The 22,850-nt window shown below is 42.1% G+C and carries 25 protein-coding genes and 2 riboswitches; of the genes, 15 read left to right on the top strand and 10 right to left on the bottom strand.

Annotation, left to right across the window (positions count from 1 at the left end; all coding sequences use genetic code 11):
• Positions 1 to 63 precede the first annotated feature (63 nt).
• The 4 genes from AC2YHV_RS13305 (at position 64) to paaX (ending at position 3,952) form a co-directional block, all read left to right on the top strand.
• Entirely contained in the window at positions 64 to 936 is an 873-nt protein-coding gene (locus AC2YHV_RS13305) for a 3-hydroxyacyl-CoA dehydrogenase (protein ID WP_487373378.1), read from the top strand.
• Complete coding sequence (locus AC2YHV_RS13300) at positions 933 to 2,141, top strand: acetyl-CoA C-acyltransferase (protein WP_034314894.1); 1,209 nt, start codon at positions 933 to 935, stop codon at positions 2,139 to 2,141. The genes AC2YHV_RS13305 and AC2YHV_RS13300 overlap by 4 nt, the downstream gene beginning before the upstream one ends.
• Positions 2,142 to 2,208: 67 nt before the next feature.
• Positions 2,209 to 2,985: an enoyl-CoA hydratase-related protein gene (locus AC2YHV_RS13295; RefSeq protein WP_487373377.1), complete on the top strand. Its 777-nt coding sequence runs from the start codon at positions 2,209 to 2,211 to the stop codon at positions 2,983 to 2,985.
• An 85-nt stretch (positions 2,986 to 3,070) separates the two neighbouring features.
• On the top strand, positions 3,071 to 3,952 hold the full coding sequence (gene paaX / locus AC2YHV_RS13290) for a phenylacetic acid degradation operon negative regulatory protein PaaX (RefSeq protein WP_095391064.1): 882 nt from the start codon (positions 3,071 to 3,073) through the stop codon (positions 3,950 to 3,952).
• A 63-nt stretch (positions 3,953 to 4,015) separates the two neighbouring features.
• Here paaX and AC2YHV_RS13285 read toward each other — a convergent pair whose 3' ends face one another.
• The gene (locus tag AC2YHV_RS13285) at positions 4,016 to 4,528 is read right to left on the bottom strand and encodes a gamma carbonic anhydrase family protein (RefSeq protein WP_487373376.1); all 513 of its coding nucleotides are present in this window, start codon (positions 4,526 to 4,528) and stop codon (positions 4,016 to 4,018) included.
• 82 nt (positions 4,529 to 4,610) lie between these two features.
• Here AC2YHV_RS13285 and AC2YHV_RS13280 point away from each other — a divergent pair, with 82 nt between their 5' ends.
• Complete coding sequence (locus AC2YHV_RS13280) at positions 4,611 to 5,576, top strand: NAD(P)H-dependent flavin oxidoreductase (protein ID WP_487373375.1); 966 nt, start codon at positions 4,611 to 4,613, stop codon at positions 5,574 to 5,576.
• A 355-nt stretch (positions 5,577 to 5,931) separates the two neighbouring features.
• The gene (locus AC2YHV_RS13275; RefSeq protein WP_063577173.1) at positions 5,932 to 6,543 is read left to right on the top strand and encodes a DedA family protein; all 612 of its coding nucleotides are present in this window, start codon (positions 5,932 to 5,934) and stop codon (positions 6,541 to 6,543) included.
• Between the two features lie 45 nt (positions 6,544 to 6,588).
• Here AC2YHV_RS13275 and AC2YHV_RS13270 read toward each other — a convergent pair whose 3' ends face one another.
• Positions 6,589 to 6,723: a YjcZ family sporulation protein gene (locus AC2YHV_RS13270; protein ID WP_063577172.1), complete on the bottom strand. Its 135-nt coding sequence runs from the start codon at positions 6,721 to 6,723 to the stop codon at positions 6,589 to 6,591.
• A 215-nt stretch (positions 6,724 to 6,938) separates the two neighbouring features.
• On the opposite strand from AC2YHV_RS13270, the gene AC2YHV_RS13265 reads away from it, so the two are divergent.
• From AC2YHV_RS13265 to AC2YHV_RS13245, 5 genes are all read left to right on the top strand, one after another.
• Entirely contained in the window at positions 6,939 to 7,682 is a 744-nt protein-coding gene (locus AC2YHV_RS13265; protein ID WP_098865927.1) for a metallophosphoesterase family protein, read from the top strand.
• Between the two features lie 98 nt (positions 7,683 to 7,780).
• The gene (locus AC2YHV_RS13260) at positions 7,781 to 7,909 is read left to right on the top strand and encodes a hypothetical protein (protein WP_255256801.1); all 129 of its coding nucleotides are present in this window, start codon (positions 7,781 to 7,783) and stop codon (positions 7,907 to 7,909) included.
• 207 nt (positions 7,910 to 8,116) lie between these two features.
• A complete protein-coding gene (locus AC2YHV_RS13255) occupies positions 8,117 to 9,040 on the top strand; it encodes a cation diffusion facilitator family transporter (RefSeq protein ID WP_057275725.1) in 924 nt (307 codons plus the stop codon).
• 259 nt (positions 9,041 to 9,299) lie between these two features.
• Positions 9,300 to 9,989 carry a response regulator transcription factor gene (locus AC2YHV_RS13250; protein ID WP_057275726.1) on the top strand — a complete coding sequence of 230 codons (690 nt, stop codon included), beginning with the start codon at positions 9,300 to 9,302 and terminating at the stop codon, positions 9,987 to 9,989.
• Positions 9,979 to 11,409, top strand: a complete 1,431-nt coding sequence (locus AC2YHV_RS13245; protein ID WP_223255832.1) for a HAMP domain-containing sensor histidine kinase — start codon at positions 9,979 to 9,981, stop codon at positions 11,407 to 11,409. The genes AC2YHV_RS13250 and AC2YHV_RS13245 overlap by 11 nt, the downstream gene beginning before the upstream one ends.
• Before the next feature lie 54 nt (positions 11,410 to 11,463).
• Here AC2YHV_RS13245 and spx read toward each other — a convergent pair whose 3' ends face one another.
• Complete coding sequence (gene spx / locus AC2YHV_RS13240; protein ID WP_034314875.1) at positions 11,464 to 11,859, bottom strand: transcriptional regulator Spx; 396 nt, start codon at positions 11,857 to 11,859, stop codon at positions 11,464 to 11,466.
• Positions 11,860 to 12,106: 247 nt separating this feature from the next.
• Here spx and modB point away from each other — a divergent pair, with 247 nt between their 5' ends.
• A complete protein-coding gene (gene modB / locus AC2YHV_RS13235; protein ID WP_048678036.1) occupies positions 12,107 to 12,760 on the top strand; it encodes a molybdate ABC transporter permease subunit in 654 nt (217 codons plus the stop codon).
• Here the strand turns inward: modB and AC2YHV_RS13230 are convergent.
• The gene (locus tag AC2YHV_RS13230; protein WP_487373439.1) at positions 12,722 to 13,201 is read right to left on the bottom strand and encodes a GNAT family N-acetyltransferase; all 480 of its coding nucleotides are present in this window, start codon (positions 13,199 to 13,201) and stop codon (positions 12,722 to 12,724) included. The genes modB and AC2YHV_RS13230 overlap by 39 nt on opposite strands.
• Positions 13,202 to 13,317: 116 nt before the next feature.
• Between AC2YHV_RS13230 and AC2YHV_RS13225 the strand changes: the two genes are divergently transcribed.
• Positions 13,318 to 13,809 carry a hypothetical protein gene (locus AC2YHV_RS13225; protein ID WP_034314870.1) on the top strand — a complete coding sequence of 164 codons (492 nt, stop codon included), beginning with the start codon at positions 13,318 to 13,320 and terminating at the stop codon, positions 13,807 to 13,809.
• A 197-nt stretch (positions 13,810 to 14,006) separates the two neighbouring features.
• Positions 14,007 to 14,204 carry a cold-shock protein gene (locus tag AC2YHV_RS13220; protein WP_028393295.1) on the top strand — a complete coding sequence of 66 codons (198 nt, stop codon included), beginning with the start codon at positions 14,007 to 14,009 and terminating at the stop codon, positions 14,202 to 14,204.
• Between the two features lie 40 nt (positions 14,205 to 14,244).
• Here AC2YHV_RS13220 and AC2YHV_RS13215 read toward each other — a convergent pair whose 3' ends face one another.
• From AC2YHV_RS13215 to AC2YHV_RS13200, 4 genes are all read right to left on the bottom strand, one after another.
• Positions 14,245 to 14,412 (bottom strand): hypothetical protein, encoded by a 168-nt coding sequence (locus AC2YHV_RS13215; protein WP_487373374.1) that lies wholly within the window; start codon positions 14,410 to 14,412, stop codon positions 14,245 to 14,247.
• Between the two features lie 119 nt (positions 14,413 to 14,531).
• Positions 14,532 to 14,969, bottom strand: a complete 438-nt coding sequence (locus AC2YHV_RS13210; protein WP_057275730.1) for a flavodoxin domain-containing protein — start codon at positions 14,967 to 14,969, stop codon at positions 14,532 to 14,534.
• Positions 14,941 to 15,993 carry a ribonucleotide-diphosphate reductase subunit beta gene (locus tag AC2YHV_RS13205; protein ID WP_034314867.1) on the bottom strand — a complete coding sequence of 351 codons (1,053 nt, stop codon included), beginning with the start codon at positions 15,991 to 15,993 and terminating at the stop codon, positions 14,941 to 14,943. The genes AC2YHV_RS13210 and AC2YHV_RS13205 overlap by 29 nt, the downstream gene beginning before the upstream one ends.
• Positions 15,994 to 16,038: 45 nt before the next feature.
• On the bottom strand, positions 16,039 to 18,336 hold the full coding sequence (locus AC2YHV_RS13200) for a ribonucleoside-diphosphate reductase subunit alpha (protein WP_082609198.1): 2,298 nt from the start codon (positions 18,334 to 18,336) through the stop codon (positions 16,039 to 16,041).
• A 138-nt stretch (positions 18,337 to 18,474) separates the two neighbouring features.
• A riboswitch (cobalamin riboswitch) is annotated at positions 18,475 to 18,655 on the bottom strand.
• A gap of 292 nt (positions 18,656 to 18,947) precedes the next feature.
• Here AC2YHV_RS13200 and AC2YHV_RS13195 point away from each other — a divergent pair.
• Positions 18,948 to 19,877 carry a manganese-dependent inorganic pyrophosphatase gene (locus AC2YHV_RS13195; protein ID WP_034314865.1) on the top strand — a complete coding sequence of 310 codons (930 nt, stop codon included), beginning with the start codon at positions 18,948 to 18,950 and terminating at the stop codon, positions 19,875 to 19,877.
• 97 nt (positions 19,878 to 19,974) lie between these two features.
• Here the strand turns inward: AC2YHV_RS13195 and AC2YHV_RS13190 are convergent, their stop codons facing one another.
• The gene (locus AC2YHV_RS13190) at positions 19,975 to 20,121 is read right to left on the bottom strand and encodes a hypothetical protein (RefSeq protein ID WP_153246080.1); all 147 of its coding nucleotides are present in this window, start codon (positions 20,119 to 20,121) and stop codon (positions 19,975 to 19,977) included.
• 85 nt (positions 20,122 to 20,206) lie between these two features.
• Positions 20,207 to 21,664 carry a SulP family inorganic anion transporter gene (locus AC2YHV_RS13185; RefSeq protein ID WP_487373373.1) on the bottom strand — a complete coding sequence of 486 codons (1,458 nt, stop codon included), beginning with the start codon at positions 21,662 to 21,664 and terminating at the stop codon, positions 20,207 to 20,209.
• Between the two features lie 944 nt (positions 21,665 to 22,608).
• Positions 22,609 to 22,699, bottom strand: a riboswitch (cyclic di-GMP riboswitch).
• Positions 22,700 to 22,850 lie beyond the last annotated feature (151 nt).

Genomic DNA, 22,850 nt, shown 5'->3' with positions numbered 1-22,850 from the left:
GTTGAATGCTTATCTGATTCACCCACAGCCAGCCCTATTTATTTTTGAAGGAGGAATGAACGAATGATTAGTAATCTAGTGGTCGTCGGATCTGGTGTCATGGGCAGGGGAATAGCATATGTAGGAGCAATAGGGGGCTTTAATGTAATATTGGTGGATGTGAATCAGGATGCTTTGGAAAGTGCTAGAAACGAAATCGATTCCATTTTTGAAAAGGGTTTGCGCTACCAAAAGATTACCGAGGAAGAAGCGGCAGCTGCAAAAAGCAGATTTACCTATTCTGCCAATCTGAAAGAATCAGCAGCATATGCCGACTTGATCATAGAGGCAGTTCCGGAAAAGGCGGAAATCAAGAGGGCAGTCTTCGAAACGATTGAAATCCATGCAAAAGTAGATTGTTACTTTGCAACCAATACTTCTACGATGAGTCCGACGGAAATTGGTTCTTATGGAAAGCGTCCCAAAAAAACGATTGCCATGCATTTTTTCAATCCTGTACAAAAAATGCCGCTCGTTGAAATTGTACGTGGTCTTGAAACAAGCGATGAAACGGCAGCCATAATAAAAGAGGTAGCCGAAAAAATGGGGAAAGAGACCGTGGTCATAAATGAATTCCCTGGGTTTGTTACAAGCAGGATCAGCTGTTTGGTAGGTAATGAAGCGTTCTTTATGCTTCAAGAAGGCTTAGGAACACCAGAAGAAATCGATAAGGCAATAAAGTTAGGGCTGAATTACCCAATGGGACCATTTGAGCTAGGTGATTTGGTGGGATTGGATGCCCGCTTGAATAATTTAAAATATTTACATAGTAAACTGGGTGAGAAATACCGCCCGGCTCCCCTCCTTGAACAGTATGTTAAAGCTGGCAGGCTCGGCCGTAAGTCTGGTAAAGGTGTGTACGATTATACAAAAGACGGCGAGCTGGTGAGGAAATGAAGGATGTTGTGATCATTGATGCTGTGAGAACACCAATCGGAAGATATAAAGGCGCATTGAAAAGCGTTCGCCCGGATGACCTCGGCGCAATTGTAATCAAGGCGCTGATAGATCGCAATCCAGAGCTGCCGCCTGATCAAATTGAGGATGTCATCTTCGGGAATGCAAATCAAGCGGGAGAGGATAATCGCGACGTGGCCCGGATGTCCGCCCTCTTAGCTGGTCTTCCGGTAAATGTAGCTGGAACGACAATAAATCGTTTATGTGGATCCGGATTGGATGCCGTCATGTATGCTGCACGCTCCATTGCAGTCGGTGAAGGCGATATTTATATCGCAGGGGGTACTGAAAGCATGACAAGGGCGCCGTACGTCATGGCCAAACCTGAAAGTGAATTTCCGCGGGGGTCAATGGAGCTTCAGGATACAACGATCGGATGGCGTTTCACGAATGAGAAACTTAAAGAAATGTATGGTGCGGATTCCATGCCTCAAACGGCTGAAAACGTCGCCCTGCGTTTTTCTGTTTCAAGGGAGGACCAAGATCAATTCGCTTATCAAAGCCAGCAAAGGGCGAAAAACGCAGTGGAAAATGAGCGTTTCATTAATGAAATCGTACCTGTTCGATATACGGATCGAAAAGGGAATGAGGTCATTATCGAGAAGGATGAACACCCTCGTCCTGACACGACCATCGAAAAGCTGGAAAAACTCAAACCGATCTTTAAAGGCGGCACTGTAACCGCCGGTAATGCTTCAGGTGTAAATGATGGAGCCTCGGCACTGCTTTTGATGAGTGCAGAAAAAGCACGGGAGCTTGGATTGAAGCCTCTGGCCAAATATGTTGTAGGGGCGGTAGCGGGCTTGGAACCGTCCATTATGGGCCTTGGCCCGATTCATGCCACTAAAAAAGCATTGGAGAGGGCAAGTTTGACGATTGAAGACATCGGGCTGGTGGAATTGAATGAAGCATTCGCTTCCCAATCCTTGGAGTGCATCCGCCAATTGAAATTGGATCAGGAGAAAGTGAATGTCAACGGCGGGGCAATAGCTTTTGGCCATCCGCTCGGTGCAAGCGGGGCGCGTATTTTAACAACACTCGTCCACGAAATGAAAAAGCGGAAAGTACGCTATGGCCTTGCGACGATGTGTGTAGGCGTCGGCCAAGGCATATCCGCCATTATAGAAAATATCGATAAAGAATGATTAAGCGTATGGCCCTTATTAATTTTATCTGCATAAGGGTCATTTTTTCAAAAAGGGGAGGAGACTCATGTCCAAGGTTATTTATAAAGTGATAAATCAAATCGGCTATATAACAGTGAATCGGCCCGACGTATTGAACTGCTTCGACTATGAGACACTTTGTGAACTGCAGCAAGTCGTCGATGCCGTTTATTATGACGGCGATATCCGTGTCGTCATTTTCACCGGTGCAGGGGAAAAAGCATTCAGCGCGGGAGCGGATTTGAAAGAAAGGAAGTCTTTGAATGATGCCGAAGTAAGAAGGAACGTTAAAGCGATTCGCGATGTTTTTAATAGTATCGCAGGGCTTCCGCAGCCGACAATGGCTGCCGTCAATGGATATGCATTGGGGGGAGGATTTGAATGGCTGCTTTCATGTGACTTTGCAATTGCTGCGGAAGGTGTTTCTTTGGGGCTCACTGAAACTAGCTGGGCCATTATTCCGGGAGCAGGCGGTACACAGCGGCTGCCGAGGTTGATTGGGGAAATGAAGGCCAAGGAATTGATCTTCACCGCTAAAAAATTGACTGCGGAAGAAGCATGTCAATTAGGGATCCTTTTGAAGGTCGTACCAAGGGATCGTCTAATGTCAGCCTGTGAGGAATTGGCAGCCACTATCATGAAGAATGGGCCGATTGCAGTCAAACAAGCCAAATATGCGATTGACCAAGGAATGAATACGGACTTGCAAACGGGAATGGCCATAGAAGGAAAAGCCTATGAATTGACCATTCCGACTCAAGATAGATCGGAAGCGCTCCTGGCATTTAGTGAACGGAGAAAAGCGCGATTTACTGGTGAATAATATTGCGCTTTCATTTTAAAAAGATATAATAATTATTATGTCTTCCGTGTGAAAATAGTAACAATGTTAGGACGAGGTGAGAAAGATAGGTACTAATACACAATCCATGATTTTTACGATATACGGCGATTATATCCGTAACTATGGAAGTAAAATCTGGATAGGCAGTTTAATTCGTTTGTTAAAGGAATTCGGCCATAATGAGCAGGGCGTTCGTGTAGCCGTTTCACGAATGGTCAAGCAAGGGTGGATTCAGTCAGAGAAGCAGGGAAATAAAAGCTATTATTTTTTGACTGATCGCGGTGTGCAGAGAATGGATGAAGCGGCCAATCGCATATATAAGATGAAACCGAATGAATGGGATGGTAAATGGCGCATCTTAATGTACACGATCCCTGAAGATAAGCGGCAATTACGGGATGATCTCCGCAAAGAATTATTATGGAGCGGGTTTGGCAGTTTTTCAAGTGGTTGCTGGATTTCCCCCAATGATTTGGAAAAGCAAATCAATCGCTTGATCGAGAAATATGACATAGATGAATATGTTGATTTTTTCATCTCGGAGTACAAAGGTCCAAAAGAAAACCAATCGCTTGTAGAGAAGAGCTGGCAATTAGAAGAGATTGAAAATAAATATGAAGAATTCATCGAGAAATACAGTAAACAATTCATCGTTCATCAAAGCATCATTAGCAGGGGCGAAATGTCCGATGCAGATTGTTTTGTGGAACGAACGAACTTGGTGCATGAATACCGTAAATTTTTATTCATCGATCCGGGCCTGCCAAAGGAACTTCTGCCTTCTAAGTGGAATGGGAATCATGCTGCTCTTTTATTTAGCCAATATTATCAAGTCTTGGCTGAACCAGCAAGCCGTTTCTTTGAAAGCGTTTTTCAGGAAAACAATGATTTATGTCGGAAAGATGAAACCTATGATGCCAAGGACCATCCACTCATCATTAAGTGAAAAAGAGCTTCAGCCAGCCATAACGACGACTGGCCGGAGCTCTTTTCAAATTCCTTGCAATAATTAATCGAGTATCTCTTTGAAGTCTTTCCCTTTTTGAACATATGTATCGATGGAAAGTTGGATCAATTCAAGATCTTTATCATTCAAACGGCGAACCACTTTTCCCGGGGAACCAATGACCAATGAACGTGGAGGTATGATTTTGCCAGAGGAAATCAATGTGTTCGCTCCGACGATGCATTCTTCGCCGATCTCTACATTATCCAATATCGTTGAACCCATACCAATAATGGAGCGTTTGCCTATTTTACAGCCATGCAGGATGACATTGTGACCGACCGTCACTTCATCTTCAATGACAACCGGGCATCCTTCAAATAAATGAATGGTGGAATTATCCTGAATACTGCATTTTTCTCCTATTGTAATTGAATCTTCATCACCGCGCAGTACGGAATTAAACCAAATGGTCGAGTCTTTCCCAATCGAAACATCACCGATTAAATGAGCGCCGGGTGCCACGAAAACGGTATCATCAATGGATGGTTTTTTATTATTGTACGGAATAATCATAGTCTCGCTCCTTTTTTTAAAAAGTCAGAATTGTTTTTCTAATGAATATAGTATAACATTAAATTGACTGGGAGGGATGAAAGTGAAATATATTTGTGGACTTTTTGAGATAAAATATCCAATTATTCAAGGCGGCATGGGGAATATAAGCAATGCAAGTCTTGCGGCTGCAGTATCCAATGCAGGGGGCCTGGGAACAATAGGGTGCGGTACCATGACTCCTGAACAGGTAGAAGCCATCATTCTCGAAACCAAAGATAAAACCAATAACAATTTTGCGTTGAACATTCCAATAAACGTTAGTCCATATACAGATGAATTAGTGAATCTTGTCCTGAAGCATGATATACCTGTAGTTTCCTTATCTGCAGGGAATCCTGCCCCTTTCATTCCACTATTGCAAAAAAAGAATATAAAAGTGATTGCCATCGTTGCGTCGGTCAAGCACGCACAAAAAGCGCAAGAAGCAGGGGCAGATGTGCTGGTGGCAGAAGGGTTTGAAGCCGCCGGCATCAACTCGAACCTGGAAATGACGACGTTTACACTCATTCCGCAAATCAGCAAGCATGTGAAGCTTCCCGTTCTGGCCGCTGGAGGAATAGGCAATGGGCAGGGGTTGGCAGCTGCATTGATGCTGGGAGCTTCAGGCGTCCAATTGGGAACCAGGCTGATTGCTACACAAGAAGCACCGTTCCATCCGTCATATAAGCAGAAACTAATCGAAGCGATGGGCAATGATACAGTAATTTTGGGCAGATCATTTGGACAGGTCAGAAGGGTATTGAAGGACCCATATACCGAGAAAGTGCTGGATCTGGAGAAGCAGGGTCTGTCTCCTGTGAATTATCGTGAAATGACCTCTGAAGTCCATCATATTAATGGAGCGATGAATGGGGATGTTACCAATGGTTTTATGAACAGCGGCCAGGTTGCCGGATTGATTGACGATATACCCACGGTAAAGGAATTACTTGATGGCATGATGAAAGATGCGAAAAAACAAATGGAGGATGGATTGAGCAGGCTCTCTGCCCCTTTTATGATTTGAGAACTAAGGGTACCGATCTTGTTATGTGTACATATCTACCTATCTACCTATTTAGGGGCTATTCACTTGGTTAACTATATCGAATGCTTGAGGTCAATTCGTCCTCAAGTTTTTTTCGTTTCGGGGCCATCTGATATTCTATTATCGTTCTTCATACAAGCATAGTTCTGTAGTAAATAGCCCGATAACAAAACATGGACTCCATAAGAACATTGTTTTAGGATAACATTACGGAAAAATTGCGGGTTAACTTGTGATACAATGTAAAATGTCCTTTTTGACATCATGGGTGCCCGGATTCATTTTGGTGCACTCCTTTTTATATGTAATAAAAGTTAGAAAAGGGGAAACCTCAATGGAAACTTTAATAATGGATATGATTGAAGCGTTTAAATCTTTATCTTATTTCGGTGTTTTACTAGCTTTGACTTTTGAATTCATTCCTGCTGAAATAGTTTTGCCACTGGCAGGATACTGGGTTTATCAAGGTGATTTGAATTTATACTTGACTATCCTTGCCGGTTCGCTTGGTGGGGTAACGGGACCATTGACGCTTTATGCCTTAGGCAAGTATGGCGGGAGGCCGCTTGTATTAAAGTTTGGAAAATACTTTTTAATCAAAGATGAGCAGTTGAACAAAGCTGACCGCTTCTTTGAAAGGTATGGTGGGGGAATTGCCTTCTTTGGACGGTTTGTACCAGGTATTCGTACCGCCGTGTCGCTGCCATGTGGAATATTGAAAATGAATATTTGGAAATTCATCTTATATACCTATATGGCGATGCTTCCTGTTACAAGCGTTTATGTTTATTTAGGGTTTAAGTTAGGACCTAGATGGGAGCAGGCGGGAGCCATCTTTTCACAATATGCGAATTTCTTGCTTATCCCCATTGCACTTATAGTCATTTGGTTCATTATGAAGACTCGAAAACAAAAGCAAAGAGAAAAAATAAAAGTCAATCCATAACAAAAAAGGCGCCATGAACAGGCGCCTTTTTGATTTATGTCATTATTAGCAGCATCCGCCGAAGCCGCCGCCGAATCCCCAACTGCATCCAATGATGATCAGCAAGATGAATAATACGATCAGCAAAGCGAATCCGTTATCGAAACCGCCGCCACAACATTCATTACCATTTCCACCCATTTGATTTCCTCCTCATATATATTATGAATTACATACCTAGCAAAACATCTTTACCGGGAATACTTCATACTATGTATTCTAGGCCGAAGTGTTTGCTTATTCATAAAAAATGGGCGTGGGCAAACCAAGGGATTAAGCCCGAATATTTTTTTGATTTCGTTTTGAATGTTATAATATACCATGTGGATTGTGGAGGAAGGGAGCTGAATTAAGTCATGAAAGTTGCCATTATAACGGATGTGCATGGTAATGCTTCAGCGTTAAAAGCCGTCCTTAGGGATATTGATCAAAGGGAAGAAATAGATCGTCTCTATTGTTTGGGAGATATGGTTGGGATTGGCCCGGATACAAATGAAGTCCTTGAACTTTTATTTTCAAGAAATGATTTATCGATGATAACTGGAAATCATGATGAAGCTGTCCTGGCCATCATTAACGGGGAGCCGCATCCGGACGGACATATTCATGTTAAGGAGCATCATGAATGGATAGCTGAAAGGATGCAGCGGAAATTCATAAATGAATTGGAAAAATTGCCTCGAACCATACATCATATCATTAATGATCACTCCGTTTACTTCACCCATTATCACATGGAACCGAAGAAATTGGATGAGCACATAAGCCAAAATCCATATAGTAAAATCGTTGAACCGAGTTTAAATAACTTGGAAATGCTTTTCAAAGATCAGCATCACGATTTAATAGGATTCGGACACCATCATCCTATCCACCTTTATAAAAATGACCGAACGATATTCCTGAACCCTGGTTCTCTTGGCTGTAATGGTGAACCAGTTGCTCCTTATGCCATTGTTTCAATTGAAAATGCGGGTATTCAGGTAAAGCTTGAAAAAGTGGCCTATGATAATACATCGTTCCTGTCATCGTACCAAAGCTTACAAGTTCCAGAGCATGAATTCATTATACGTGCCTTCCATGGCGGGCAGCAGGCCTAAGACGTTTATAAAAGATGAAGGTTGGGGAAATGTTGAGCATAAAGGTACATGCCTGCGGATACGCTAATAGGCAAACAATATGAAGCTGGAGGTAGGTCATGAAGGAAAATGAACAGGTAATTCAAGAGCAGGAAGAGATGGAACGGCATAGTCTTGTCTGTAATGATGAATTGTTTAATAAGGATCTGTATGCCATTGTCGATGATACGATGCAAGAGGAAAAATAAACGGGGAAGACGCTGCAGGAAATGTCTGTAGCGTTTATTTTTACTTTGAATTGGTTGAAGTCCGATTTTTATTTTTAGTAAAAAATCACTTCCTGCCCGTTTGATCGCTCTTTTTGCAGCCAGTGAAATCCCTGAAGTGAATCATTTGAAACCATTCTGGATTTATCCCATACTATATATAAGTTTCAAATCGAGAGGAGGGATGGCATGGGACATCATCATGGTCACTCCCATGATCATGGGCACGGACACCACCATTCTAACAATAAAAAAGCATTGTTGGCATCTTTCTTATTAATCTCCACATTTATGATAGTAGAGGTCATTGGGGGATTCTTGACAAATAGTCTGGCTTTACTGTCGGATGCAGGTCACATGCTTAGCGATGCGGCAGCATTAGGGCTTAGTTATACAGCGATAAGGTTGGGGGAAAGGAAAGCGACATCGTCCAAATCGTTTGGGTATAAACGGTTTGAGATCATTGCTGCTTGCTTGAATGGATTGACATTGATCGTCATATCCGTATTCATTTTCTTTGAGGCAATTAAGAGGTTCCTGGATCCTCCTGAGGTTCAAAGCATGGGAATGCTAATGATTTCAATCATTGGCTTACTTGTTAATGTCATTGCCGCCTGGATTTTAATGAGCGGAGATAAGGAAGACAATCTGAATGTGCGAAGTGCTTTTTTACATGTCATTGGTGATATGCTTGGATCTGTGGGTGCCATTGCGGCCGCACTTTTGATTTATTTTTTCGATTGGGGAATTGCAGATCCGATTGCGAGCGTCATAGTCGCGATTTTAATTATTATCAGCGGTTTTAGGGTAATGAGGGATTCTTTCCATATCTTGATGGAGGGCACACCAGATCAAGTCGATATGGATGAAGTGAAAGCATCCTTGGTAAAATTGGACGGTGTATCCGATGTTCATGATCTCCATATCTGGACGATCACTTCTGGTTTTTTGACAATGAGCTGCCATGTTGTCATAGATGAGAACGGTAATCACGATTCAGTTTTAGCAGAAGCGCAAAAACTACTTCATGATCAGTTTGGAATTGAACATAGTACGATCCAAGTGGAAAGGCAGGAAGCGGGCTGTCCCAATCCACACGAGACATGTAATTGAAAGGCTGGCTCAGTTTAGAGCCAGCCTCTTTAGAGTGTAATGAGGAGCTCATGATTTTTACGATCACATAGCGGCATTCCTGTTAAAATGAATCGAGATCACTTACACAAAGTTACGAAGTGAAAATACCGGTTAATTTTACTGAGAACATAATCCTGACACATAAAAAGGGTAAAATTGAGGGAAAAGGCTTGGTGTTTTTTTATAGTTAGCATATACAAAATAATTCCACTATAATTCAGGAAGGAGGAATCCATATATGAAAAAAATTCTTGTAGTAGAAGATGAAATTGCCATATCGATGGTATTGAAAGCATATTTGGAGCGGGAAGGTTTTGATGTAGTCCAAGTTTACGATGGGCTAAAGGCCATTCCGGTGTTTGAAGAAACGAAGCCAGATCTTGTCCTATTGGATGTCATGCTGCCGGGTAAGGAAGGCTGGGATATATTGAAGGAAATTCGGGAGGGCGATACATGTCCGGTTATCATGTTGACTGCACTGACAGATGTCGATTACAGATTATCGGGATTTAAGTCAGGTGCGGATGATTACATCTCCAAACCCTTCGTTGCTGAAGAAGTCGTGGCCCGGGTGCATGCCGTTTTAAGAAGATCATCATCGGTTGTTACGGAAGATGGTCATGTACACGAGTTTGGGAGTTTAATCATCGATGATCTGTCATATATGGTGCATTTGAATGGGGAAGAGATAAACTTGACGCCGCGTGATTTGTCTCTTCTCGTTTTTTTCGCTAAGCACCCTAATCAAATTTTCACGAGGGAACAGCTGCTTGACCAGGTGTGGGGCATGGATTATGACGGCAGTGACCGTGCGGTGGACCTGGCGATCAAACGTATCAGGAAGGCGATAGATGCATGGCCGGTAACAGAGGGGGAAATAAAAACATTGCGTGGATTGGGGTATCAATTGAGTGTCTATGAAAACTAAAAAAAGAACCACTTTACAACGCTATTGGACAAAGAGATACGTATTGACCTTGATTTCCGGTTTGATATTATTATCTGTTTTTTCCTTATGGTGGATGGAAAAAACGGCTTTGGAATATAGGCTCAGCCTTCTAAAGTACTTAGCGGATGAAACATCCGATCGGGCGATAAAGGAAAATGGCCAGATTGTCGTTGGCCCGATCCTTTCGGAAATTGTTGAGGAACGGGAGAAAATCCTCCATCTGAATCAACAGCCAATCATCTATATCGTCGATCCCGATGCCACCATCATATATACAATGCCGCAGTTGTATATCGATCCGGATGAAAATAAACTGCCGGACGTCATCATGAAAAATACGGAGTTGGTCCAGAAAGTCAAGATTTCCGACAACAAAGTATATGTCGTCAAATCCCCCATTACGTTCAATGATGAGACGAGAGGCTGGGTGGTCATTGCCCAGGAAGAAGGGGCATTGAAGGAAATCAACCAAGATCATGGTTTGTTGGCGATAATGATTGGAGGACTTCTGATTCTCGGAACGGGCGTCATTTATTTTCTTTCCAGGCAGATTTCGCGCCCCATCCAAGACGTAGCTAACGCCGCGGTCCAGGTTCGTGAAGGCAACTATGATATCCATTTCAAAGAGGAAGAGGAAATCAAGGAAGAAGAAATCTATGAACTGATAGAATCATTTAAGGAAATGACCAATCGATTGAAGGTCATGGAGAAGTTGCGGGCGGAATTGCTCGCGGGCGTAACCCATGATTTGAAAACGCCAGTCACTTCCATTAGCGGACTGATACAAGCAGTGAAAGATGATGTCGTCAAGGGAGAGCAAAGTAAGGAATTCCTCGATATTTCATTAAAGGAAACTCAGCGTTTACAAGGTATGATAGAGGATTTACTCAATTATAATGCCATATCGGCAGGCGCTTTTAAAATCCGGGTGCAAAAAGAGAATATCAATATATTCATCAAGGAAATCGCTTATCGCTGGCAGGTGACCCAAGATGATGATCAAGCGTTCGCTTTGGAGATAAGCGTTCCTGATGAACCGGTCTTTGGTCAAATTGATTCTTTGCGGATGCAGCAAATCGTCATTAACCTTTTGAATAATGCCAGACATGCACTTGACGGCAAAGGCAAAATAGCGATTCATCTTTATGAAAAGGATGAAGAACGAATCTGTATTGATGTTCTGGACAGCGGGCGGGGGATTCCAAAGCATGAACAGCAATATGTGTTCGAACCATTTTATCGAGGCGAAAACAAAAAGTTGAAGGTACGCGGTTTAGGTTTGGGACTGCCATTCAGTAAGATGCTCGCAAAAGCGCAAAAGGGAGATCTTGTGCTTAAGGATAGCAATGAACAAGGCACCATCTTCACGATTGTCATAGAAAAAGCGGATCAAATATAAAAAAGGGTTGTCCTGGTAATGGACAACCCTCTTATTATGCAGAATGCTAACTAATTAAGCTAATTGGCTGATTGCCCGCCATAATTGTACATGACGGACCTTCCTTGGAAGGAAGCGTCCCATTTCCTCTTCATTATATCCTGCATGCAAGTTCTTATGATCGAAAATGATTGGCCGGCGAAGTAAATCCGGGTTATCTTGAATAAGCTTGCAAAGATCATTAAGCGGTGTATTATTTATATCGATATTCAGGCTTTTGAATTTTTTGGAACGGGTAGAGATGATTTCATCTGTCCCGCCTTCCGTTTTACGTAAAATCTCTTTTATTTCTTCTATAGAAAGAGGCTGGGAATATAGGTTACGTTCATTAAAGGAAATTTCGTTCTTCTTAAGCCAAGCTTTTGCTTTACGACAGGCTAAACTGCTTGGAGTAGTATAAATTGTTACCATTAAAATCGACTCCTTCAAAGTTTTCAAGTTTATTGGAATGAAATTATTTTTATATTTGTGATACTCTTACTTTAACGTTTCTTTGTGTCAGCAAGATGTCAAGAAAAATAAACTTAATTGTTATTTTAAAAGGAAAGGGAGAAAATGAAATGAAATCTGCCTTTAATGAAAAAGAAACGGTTTGGGTAATGAAACCGAATAAGGACCTGCATATGCCGATATTTAATAGTGATGTGAGAGAAGTATCATGACAGGGGATTTTTGGTCACCAGTCAGGCTATCGATACAAGTAGCGGGACTGGCGGGTATCCTTGTTTTCATTTTAGGAATTTTCCTTGCGCGAATGATGGCTAAAAAGCAATTCAGGGGAAGAGTCCTGTTGGAAACAGCGTTTTTATTGCCGCTTGTTTTGCCGCCGTCCGTCGTTGGTTTTTTATTGATCGTGATTTTTGGCAAGAATGGACTGCCGGGACAATTCATTGAAAGGGTTTTTGACCAGCCCTTGATGTTCACGTGGTGGGCTGCGGTCATTGCATCTACCGTGGTAGCTTTTCCGCTAATGTACCAATCCGCTAAAACGGGCTTTGAAGGTATAGATGAAGAAATTGAAAATGCAGCAAGGGTTGACGGGGCCGGGGAGTGGAGGTTATTCCTGTTTGTAACCCTCCCATTGGCGGTCAAATCGATCGTCACAGGTGCCATCCTAAGTTCAGCGCGTGCGTTGGGGGAATTCGGGGCCACACTCATGTTTGCCGGAAACATTCCCGGACAGACACAAACCATACCGACCGCGATTTATATCGCCATGGACTCCGGGAATATGACATTGGCCTGGTTATGGGTTGCCGTAATCATTGTCATTTCATTCATTATGCTTTTTATCGTGACATACATAAAATGAATGCTGTTTTTCGTATATGCTTATGAATAAGCGAGGTGCGGCTTCTACGTCCTCTTTATGGGTGAATCCGTTTTTTTCGTAAAGATTTCGTGCGGGAAGGTTCATTTTACCGGTCGAAACGGATATCTTTTCCCAGTCGACGTGTAATTGGAGAGCATGCAACAATGCGTCCGCAATACCCTGCCGAAAATAATCAGGATGGACGACCATTCGGCAAATCAGCAATTGGCCATTCTCTTTTGTATAAGATATGGCACCAGCTAAGGCATCACCCTTTAAATAGCATAAAAACGTTTCATGGCAATGTATGAATTGGTCATATGTTTCCAATAGAGGAGGTATATCGGCAAAACCGGTCATTTCCGCTTCCACCTTATAGGATTCTTTCTGCAGTTTAAATAGCTGCTGGCCATAGTCTGATTCCAGGTCCCGAATTCTCATGATCAAATCCTATCACTCCTTTTCATTACATTATAATGGAAGAGGGGGATTATTGTTTCTAATCAGTCTGTGTTATAATCGACAAACAATATGAACTAATGAAATGAGGAAGAAATTTGTTAACATTTGAAGAAAAATTGAGCATCATTGAAACTTTTCCGGAATTACAGCGAAAAGACGTTTCATTGGGACGTGTGAACTTCCATTATCCAGATAGCGTCCAGGAGAAAAAGATTGTCGTTCAGCACTTGCATCCCAATGGAAATGGGTTCGTTTACGCAGGGCATATGAGAAAAAAAGACACTGACCGTAAAGGGTTTATCAATATACGTGACTATAATGAAGCCGAATTAAAAGAATTGATCCAAAGAAGCGTGGATTACCTATCTGAACCTCCGGCTGAAATTGAAGAAGAGGAAAACGAGTTCGCTAGGTTGGAAGGGGCATGGATTGGCCCTGAAAAGCAAGAGCTTACACTTCAAAAGGAAGACCTGCTTTGGAATGTTTATTCAGGGTCGAATCTTGAGGAATGTTTCGAAAGTCCGGTTGAGGCGGAGCGCTACTTATTGGACGAAGGCTTCCGACAAAGCAAGAAGAGGAATATGTAGAATTTTAGGATAATTTGTCGGTTGATTTACGGCGATAATCTTGTTTTTTTAGGATTTTCCATGATATAATATGAGTAATTATTTTTGTTCGGAAAAGTTTGATAGAAGGATTTACTGTAATAGGATTCCTCTTGAAACATTATCCAGAACCAAAAATAGTAATAAAATGGATTTTTCCAAACACAGGAGGAACTATCATGGTACAAGGTAAAGTAAAATGGTTTAACGCAGAAAAAGGTTTCGGTTTCATCGAAGTTGAAGGCCAAGACGATGTATTCGTACATTTCTCAGCTATCCAAGGTGAAGGCTTCAAAACGCTTGAAGAAGGCCAAGAAGTTTCTTTCGAAATCGAGCAAGGCGCTCGTGGACCACAAGCTGCTAACGTTCAAAAATAATTGAACGCATATAAAAAAAGACTCCGATTTTGGAGTCTTTTTATTTTTCCTTTTTTTCGGCGATTTCCTTTAATGCTTTGTCCAATTTTTCTTCGATCCGTTTAGTACGATTAAAATGCCCTGACAGGAAAAACACGATGCATATAACGAATGCGACAAGCACTAGCATAAAAAGGATAGGAAGGAACTGGGTTATATTCTCAGTCATTGGATATCATCTCCTTTTTTCTCCATTATACTTCATGCTTACCGTTGCTATGCTTGAGGGAGCCAAGTTTTAAAAAAAAACACTGAAAGAGGATATGCGAAAACGCAATCCCCTTTCAGTCAGTTCTGGAATAGCGAAGCGAACTTTTGAAGTCTGTGCAGGTCTGATTCTTGATACATCTGTTCTATCTTCAATGTCACCAATAACTGGCTCTTCGCAAATAACATATCCCGGAAATGATCGACCGCCCCACAAAAATGATTATAGTTGGTTTCGCCAGTGCCGAAGACTCCCGTTTTCAGGCGAGCAATAGGCAACTGTTCCAATTCTTTATAAAAGGCAGCTGATTTAGCGGGAAGCTCCCCATTGCCCCATGTATAGGTGCCGACGATCAAGGCATCGTAATCCGGCAATGTACGTAAATCGAATTCATTCATTCGATATAGGAAAGCCTCAGGTAAAAGGGCAGCGAGGGCTTCAGCAAGCGCTTTTGTATTGCCGCCGGCAGAATGATAGACAATGGCGATTTTACAGCTCATCGAACCCATTGCTGGCATTTACTTGACTGTAAGTCCTTGACTTCTGTTCGAAGAAATCGGTTTTGGTAAGGCCGATGGATTCATCATCGAACGTTTTGATCCATGGCATCGGGTTCTCGCCATACTCTTTATACAAATTTTCAAGGCCTAGCATACGTAACCGTTTGTTGGCGATATATTCGATGTACTCATTGAATTCTTCCAAATCGAGATCGGCTTTCGTTTGGATATCTTCGAGCATATATTCAGACCATTCCTTTTCGAGTTCGACTGCTTTTTCAATCGTTGTATAGATGAACTTCGTGTTTTCTTCATTATTTAACTCAGGATATTCATACATCAAGATTTGAACGAGCATGCCAATGAAATCGAAATGGACCATTTCATCGCGATGAATATAGGATATCATCGTAGCTGAACCGGTCATTAGATTTTGGCGCCCTAGATTATAATAAAAGGCGAAAGCCAAATAGAAATAAATCCCTTCAAGGTTCGTTGAATGGATCAGTGCCTCGAATAAATGCTGAGGGCTGGGATCGTCCACGAACGTTTGATAAGCATCAACGATCGGTTGGTTACGCTTAATCACTTCAGGATGTTCTTTGATGCGGTCGAAAAGCTGTTTTTGCTTGCCTACCGGAATCAAGGAAGCAAGGATATAGGAATAAGACTCATTATGGATCGATTCCTGCTGGGCCATGTTGGCCAGAATAGCTTTTGCCGCCGGATCTTTTATGTACCGAAGGATCTCTACTAAAGTGGGCGTTTGAAGACTGTCCATTCCAGCAATCATCGTAAGGATATCGAGAAAAGCGTCCTGGATATCTTCATCCAATTCGCCCCACTGCTTTTTATCCTGAATCATGTTCACGCTCGAAGGCTTCCAAAAGTTATTGATGAGCTGTGTATAGGTATCATAGAATTTTTCATACTGTATATCGTTCCAAAGGAGGAAGCCTGAAGCTTCTCCTTTGAAAACACCGGTTGCCTTTGTTGGATGCGTCGGTTCGAGCATCCGAATTTTTTTTATATGATTGGTCATTCGTGAAAACTCCTTTAAGAATAGATTACTGGGTCATGATTGACGTTAACTTGAACAGCTTTCGCAGGCATTGTCATATTCGGAAGACGTCGAACGAACATAATACGTTGATTTCAACCCGCTTTCCCATGCCGTTAAATGGATGTCCAAAAGGACCTTCGCTTTGATTGTATTGTGTACATACAGATTAAAGCTGATTGCTTGGTCAATATGGCGTTGGCGGGCTGCATTTTGCCTGATGCTTTCCAGTTGATCCAAATTGAATCGCGTCTTTTTATAATATTCATACGTATTTGGCGTCAAGCCTGGTGCGGTCACCTTGAATTTGAAGTTTTTCTTTTCTTCGTAAAATTCAATTTCATACAAAGGATCGATTCCATCCGTGGAATTACCGATTTTGGCTGTCGATGAATTGGGGGCAATCGCCATTAAATAGCCATTACGGGTTCCGTGCTCCTGCACGTCTGCTTTTAAATCCAGCCATTTTTGATCTGTATAGTCACGCAGTTCGAAATAGTCCCCTGTATGCCAATCAGAACCTTCAAAGTATGGGTAAGATCCTTTTTCCTTGGCCAGTTCGTTGGATGCCTTGATAGTTAAGTAAGCGATCTTTTCGTATAAAGCATCTGCATAGCGAACAGCCTCATCGGATTCCCAATAAATATTCTGTGTGGCAAGTAAATGATGCCATCCAAACGTTCCTAAACCAATTGCCCGGTACCGTTTGTTCGAGATGGATGCTTGTTTGACAGGAAGATTATTCACATCAATGACATTGTCCAGCATACGGATCTGAATGGGAATCAATCTTTCCAGAACATCGCTGCCCACCGCTCGGGGCAAGTTAATGGATGAAAGGTTGCAGACAACGAAATCGCCGCTTTTACGAACCACAACAACATCTCCATCTTCTGTTTCATATTCATCCGTGATCGTCGAAGGGCTTAGGTTTTGGGCAATCTCCGTGCAAAGGTTAGAACAATAAATCATACCTTTATGTTTATTCGGATTCTTCCGATTCACTTCATCGCGGTAGAACATATACGGTACGCCTTCTTCTAATTGAGAAATCATGATGCTTTTCATGATGTCCATCGCATTGATTTTTTCAAAGCTATAGTTTGGAAGCGTGCCATTTTCTGCGGCCTCGACAGCAAGTGCATAATGATTCCTGAAGCTTCCTTCGCCTTTCTTTTCGTCATAAAGATCTTCAAGTGAAAATCCAAGGGTTTGCTTAACGGTATGCGGATCGAAAAGATACCATTCTTTTCTGTCGCGTACAGCCTCCATGAATAAATCCGGTATGCATACACCTGTAAAAATATCATGTGCTTTTAATCGGTCATCCCCGTTTTGAGTCTTCAAATCGAGGAAGCTCATGATATCTTTATGCCAGGCATCCAAGTAAATCGCGATGGCACCTTTACGTTGCCCCAATTGATCGACACTTACAGCTGTCTGGTTGAATAGTCGAATCCAGGGCGTCGTGCCGGAACTGTTTCCAGAGAAACCGCGGATATCGGAACCAAGCGAGCGAACCTTACCGACGTAAAGACCAACACCGCCGCCGAATTTAGATACTTTTGCCGCATCGTAGTTTGATAGGTAAATTCCGTCGATAGAATCTTCAATTGCGTCGATAAAGCAGGAGCTTAACTGTCCATGGGTTTTACCTGCATTGGAGAGTGTAGGAGTCGCAACGGTCATATAAAGGTTGGACATGGCCCAGTATGCTTCTTTTATCAGTTGCAGGCGGTGCTCCGTTTTTTCCATTCGCATGATTTCCATCGCGATGATCATGAAACGTTCTTGCGGCAGTTCGAAGACCTTGTCCTTTTTTGGGCGGGCCAGATAACGGTCATTCAATAAGTAGATGCCTATGTAAGAGAATAATTTATCTTTTTCCGGGTCGATCACCGATCCCAATTCCTCAATTTCCGCTTTTGTATATGAAGATAGCAGTTCTGGTTTATAAATGGGATAACGCTGACCTTCCGATAGCTGGGAGAGTTCTGTGATCAGCTCATAGAATGGGCCATAACTCTTGCCTTCATAACCTCGATTGGCTTGTGCATCCCTATACATTGTATTCAACAGTTCTGCTGCAGCAACGAAAGTCCAATCCGGGGCATCGATATCCACGCCTTCAAGAGCGAGCTGAATCAGTTTTTTTGAAGCCTGTTCTTCGGTTGAGTCACTTTTGCGATCAAGCCATTTTGTAAAACGCTTTTTGAACTTTTCCATATCGAGACGGCCTTCGAATTCCTTCGATAACATCTCAAGCTGGATGGATTTCGCTTCTGTGTCATTTTCACTTATGGTAGAGTTATATGTTTGAGTCATTAATAATCCTCCTTGTTAACTTCCGCTAAAATAAAAAAACCGCCCAAAGAATTGAGCGGATCAAACGATAGAATAAAAGAGGCATGAAAAAATAGCCGTTATACTATCGTTTCATCATCTCAATCCCCGAAGAATAAGAAACGTGAAAAATTCAAGGCAGGTCTCCTGACTCATGATCATCCTACTTTGAGTCCTTCCCGTATAGAGAGCTATACAGTGGTTTTCTCATTTCGTCACATTTACAGTTGCGGGGACAGTTCCGGGTTTACACCGGATTCCCTTTTCAGCCATCACTGGCACCTTGGATTATAAAAATTCTATATATAGTTATTGGAATTGTTTATGTAATCAATATCTAGTATTTCTGCTTATATTATCGTAAGCCATATACGATGATAATTCAACTAATATATTTGAAAAAAACCAACCCTTATCTATTGACAAAGTGATGGAAGAGGGTGGGGGAATGAAAGATTTTATGGGGGAATGGATAAATCAAGCGCTGATTTTACGGGATTTTGTGTTAAAATAAAGTGTCTAGTAAAGGTGGCTCTCCGTTATTGCACTGAGGGGATTCGCGGAAAAATATTTATGAAAAAGGGGATAAAATCTTGGAAAAAGTATTAGTTTTTGGACATAAAAACCCGGATACAGACACAATCTGTTCAGCAATCGCTTATGCAGATCTTAAAAAACAGCTAGGTATCAACGCTGAACCAGTTCGTCTGGGTGAAGTGAATGGTGAAACTCAATATGCATTGGACCAATTCAAATTCGATGCTCCCCGTCTTGTGGAAAAAGTTGCAGGGGAAGCTGATGGCGTAATCCTGGTCGATCATAACGAACGCCAGCAAAGTGCTGAAGATATTGACCAAGTCCGTGTGTTGGAAGTTATCGACCATCACCGTATCGCTAACTTTGAAACAAGCGATCCATTATATTACCGTGCAGAACCAGTTGGCTGTACGGCAACCATCTTAAATAAAATTTATAAAGAAAACGGCATTGAAGTCCCTAAAGCAATCGCAGGTCTTATGCTGTCTGCCATCATTTCCGATTCTTTATTGTTCAAATCGCCGACTTGCACGGAGCAGGACGTTGCAGCAGCAATGGAACTCGCTGCCATTGCTGGAGTCGACGCTGAAAAATATGGCTTGGAAATGTTGAAAGCGGGAGCTGACTTAAGCGACAAAACGATTGCCCAGCTCATCACTCTTGATGCCAAGGAATTCTCCATGGGAATGGCTAAAGTGGAAATAGCACAGGTCAATGCCGTTGATCCGAACGAAGTCCTTGCTAAGCAAGCAGAATTGGAAGCAGCGATTGAAGCGGTCATCGCAGTGAAGGAATTGGACTTGTTCCTATTCGTCGTTACGGATATCCTGACTAATGATTCCGTTGCCTTGGCCCTTGGTAAAGCGGCATATGCGGTTGAAAAGGCATATGACGTTTCATTAAACAATAACATCGCCGTCTTGGAAGGCGTTGTATCGCGTAAAAAACAAATCGTTCCGGTCTTAACCGACGTATTCAGCAAATAATTCAGGAAAAGGGTTGCTCATTAAAACTTGGGCAGCCTTTTTTTGTACATTCAAAAAAAGACTCAACCATCCATTAAGGGTGTTTGAGTCTTTTTTCTTAATTTAAAGATTCCTTTTCTTTTTCATAGGCGATGACAATCAATTCTTTATTGGCTTCCTCGCCAAGTTTGCTTTCAAAGCTTTTCAGTTCATTCAATAAATCCGGTGACAGATTTGCTGCCGTATAATCCTGCTCGGGTGTCATGCTTTTCGCTCCTTTCAAAAGGAAATGATTCATGTTATCTATTTTGTCGGTTTGAAAAGTTTCTATTCAGCAGAATTTTACTTCTTTAAGATATTTTACTTTCTGAGGTGGCGAGTTTTTCAAGCAATGTCGAACTTTCTTCATCGAGTCCTTGGACTTGGACAGGTATTCCCAAGAGCTGATATTTAAGAATAACCGTATCGACAGCACCGACTGCTGAAGCATCCCAGATCTTGGAATGGGAGAAGTCGATGACGATTGCATCGGCTTTTTCCTTGAAGTCGAACTTTGAAACAAAGTCCTGGACAGAAGCGAAAAATATTTGTCCGCTGATACGATAAGTGATTTTCTTAGCCTGGATGTCTGCCGTTTTCTCTACTGCCACTTTAGAAATTTTAGCCGAGAAGAAAATCATGCTCAAAAGCACTCCGGCAAATACGCCTTTTGATAAGTCATGTGTATAAAGGACAATGAGGACCGTCACGATCATCACGGTTGCATCCGACTTAGGAGCTCTAGTGAGCCTCTTTAGGGAAGACCAGTCAAATGTCCCGATTGAAACCATGATCATGACTGCGACAAGTGCAGCCATCGGTATTTTGATAAGGACATCATTCAATACCACGATTAATACCATAAGGAATGCGCCCGCTACAAATGTCGAGAGCCGGCCCCTTCCACCAGATTTAATGTTGATACCGGATTGGCCGATCATCGCACATCCTGCCATGCCGCCAAAACATCCGGCGACGATATTCGCAATCCCCTGGCCTTTGGCTTCCTTATTCTTATTACTGTCCGTGTCAGTCATCTCATCGACAATTTGAGCCGTCAATAACGATTCAAGCAGTCCAACAAACGCAAGGGCAATGGAATAAGGGAAAATGATCGCCAAAGTTTCGAAGGTCAAAGGGATGTCTGGAAGCATGAACATCGGAAGCGCTTCGGTCAATTGCCCCATATCCCCAACCGTCCGCACCGTAGCCCCCGTGGTAACTGCAACGATCGTCATGAATATGATGGCGACAAGTGGTGAAGGTATGACTTTCGTGATCAGCGGAAAAAGATAAATGATAGCTAATGAAACGGCTGTCATGACATACATGATCCATGTTTCGCCCACGAAATGGGTGAGCTGTGCCGTGAAAATCAAGATGGCTAAAGAATTCACAAAACCAGTCATGACTGGCTTCGGAATGAACTTCATTAATTTCCCGATTTTTAAAACCCCTAGTAAAATTTGCAGCAAACCAGTCAATATGGTTGCAGCAAGTAAATAGTTCAAGCCATGATCTTTAACAAGGTCGACCATGACGAGTGCCATTGCGCCAGTGGCAGCCGATATCATTCCCGGCCTTCCGCCGACAAAGGAGATGACGATGGCAATGCAGAATGAGGCATATAGACCAACCATTGGGTCAACGCCAGCAATGACCGAAAAGGCAATCGCCTCTGGAATCAATGCCAAGGCAACGACAATACCCGAAAGAACATCTTCTCTAACGTTGCCGAACCATTCCTTTTTGTAAGCAGATGTATTCAAAGAAACACTCCTTCTTTTATATATGTGTGTTCATTTCTTTTTTAACGCACTAAATTATAGCATGAGTCCTTTATTCTATCTATATGGATAATATAAACGACAAATCGAGGGCTATTCATTTCTTATCTTACGAAGGAAAATGCTTTAAGAGAGAATAATTGGTATAAAAGGTGATTGAGCTATCATGTGAGGGAAGTCAATTATATCGAGGTAGGCGAATGCATACAGGTAAAGCTTGTAATAAAGTCAGTCGAATGGGATTTCCGTTAATGGCTTGGCCATTTTTGACGTAAGGGGCCCCTATAGGATTTTGTGAAATTCCCGCTAAGGGGGAGTGGAGTAAAACGGTAGAGATCTATTTCATAATTAAAAATCAAAAACATGGATATCCCTTTCCTGCTAGCTTTACGCCACCGATTGGAACCGATTCATGACATTCTACGCTTACTTGATTTATATCTTATCGAGCCCTATAGGGTGACCGTACCTTTACCATTCATATAATGAAAAAAAGATCGTGCTCTAACTGTGTCAATATGTGGGCAGGAAGTAAGAGAGTTTTTTTACCGGAATGATATTTTCCCGTTTTACCATATATGGAAGTGGTGAGGATGAAAAGCCAGCTCTATCAAAGTTTGGGAGTATGAACCGTCCTTGTGTTAAGAGGCTATTCCTCATCAATGATACTGGATTTACATAAAGGACATGTTACTTCTTTATAATGCTTGAACCTGATCTTTCGAAGGTCGCTTCTGGATAACATTGCGAATGCATTATATCTTGTGCCGCATGCACAAGTATTTTTATCTTTAACTATGTGTCTCTCATCCGTAGTAGCTGAATAAATGGTTGGAAAGAACATATATAACCCTCCTTGTTTTAATTTTAGGCAAATTAAAAAGGGGCAAGAAAATTAATTATAAAGTGATCCATTCAAGAAAAATCTTGGCAACCCGGCTGCCGTGACAACTAAGTTGTTGGTTTAGGCCCGTGGCTTTGCGTCTTTTACTTTCATAAAATTTGCCTGAATTAATCTTAACATAAAGTTCGATGTGTTATGAAGTGCTGGAAAAATACTTACCAGTTTGTGGGTGTGTCATAAGGGTTGGTGGACTATACGGATAGGCATGAACTTGACCCCTTCAAATCTCTTTTCCTTGATTTCTCTTCGATCATTCCCCATATA

Source organism: Peribacillus sp. SRI_006 (assembly GCF_057586375.1).
The sequence above is the reverse complement of the archived record's forward strand: the minus strand, read 5'-3'. Positions and strand labels throughout refer to the sequence as shown.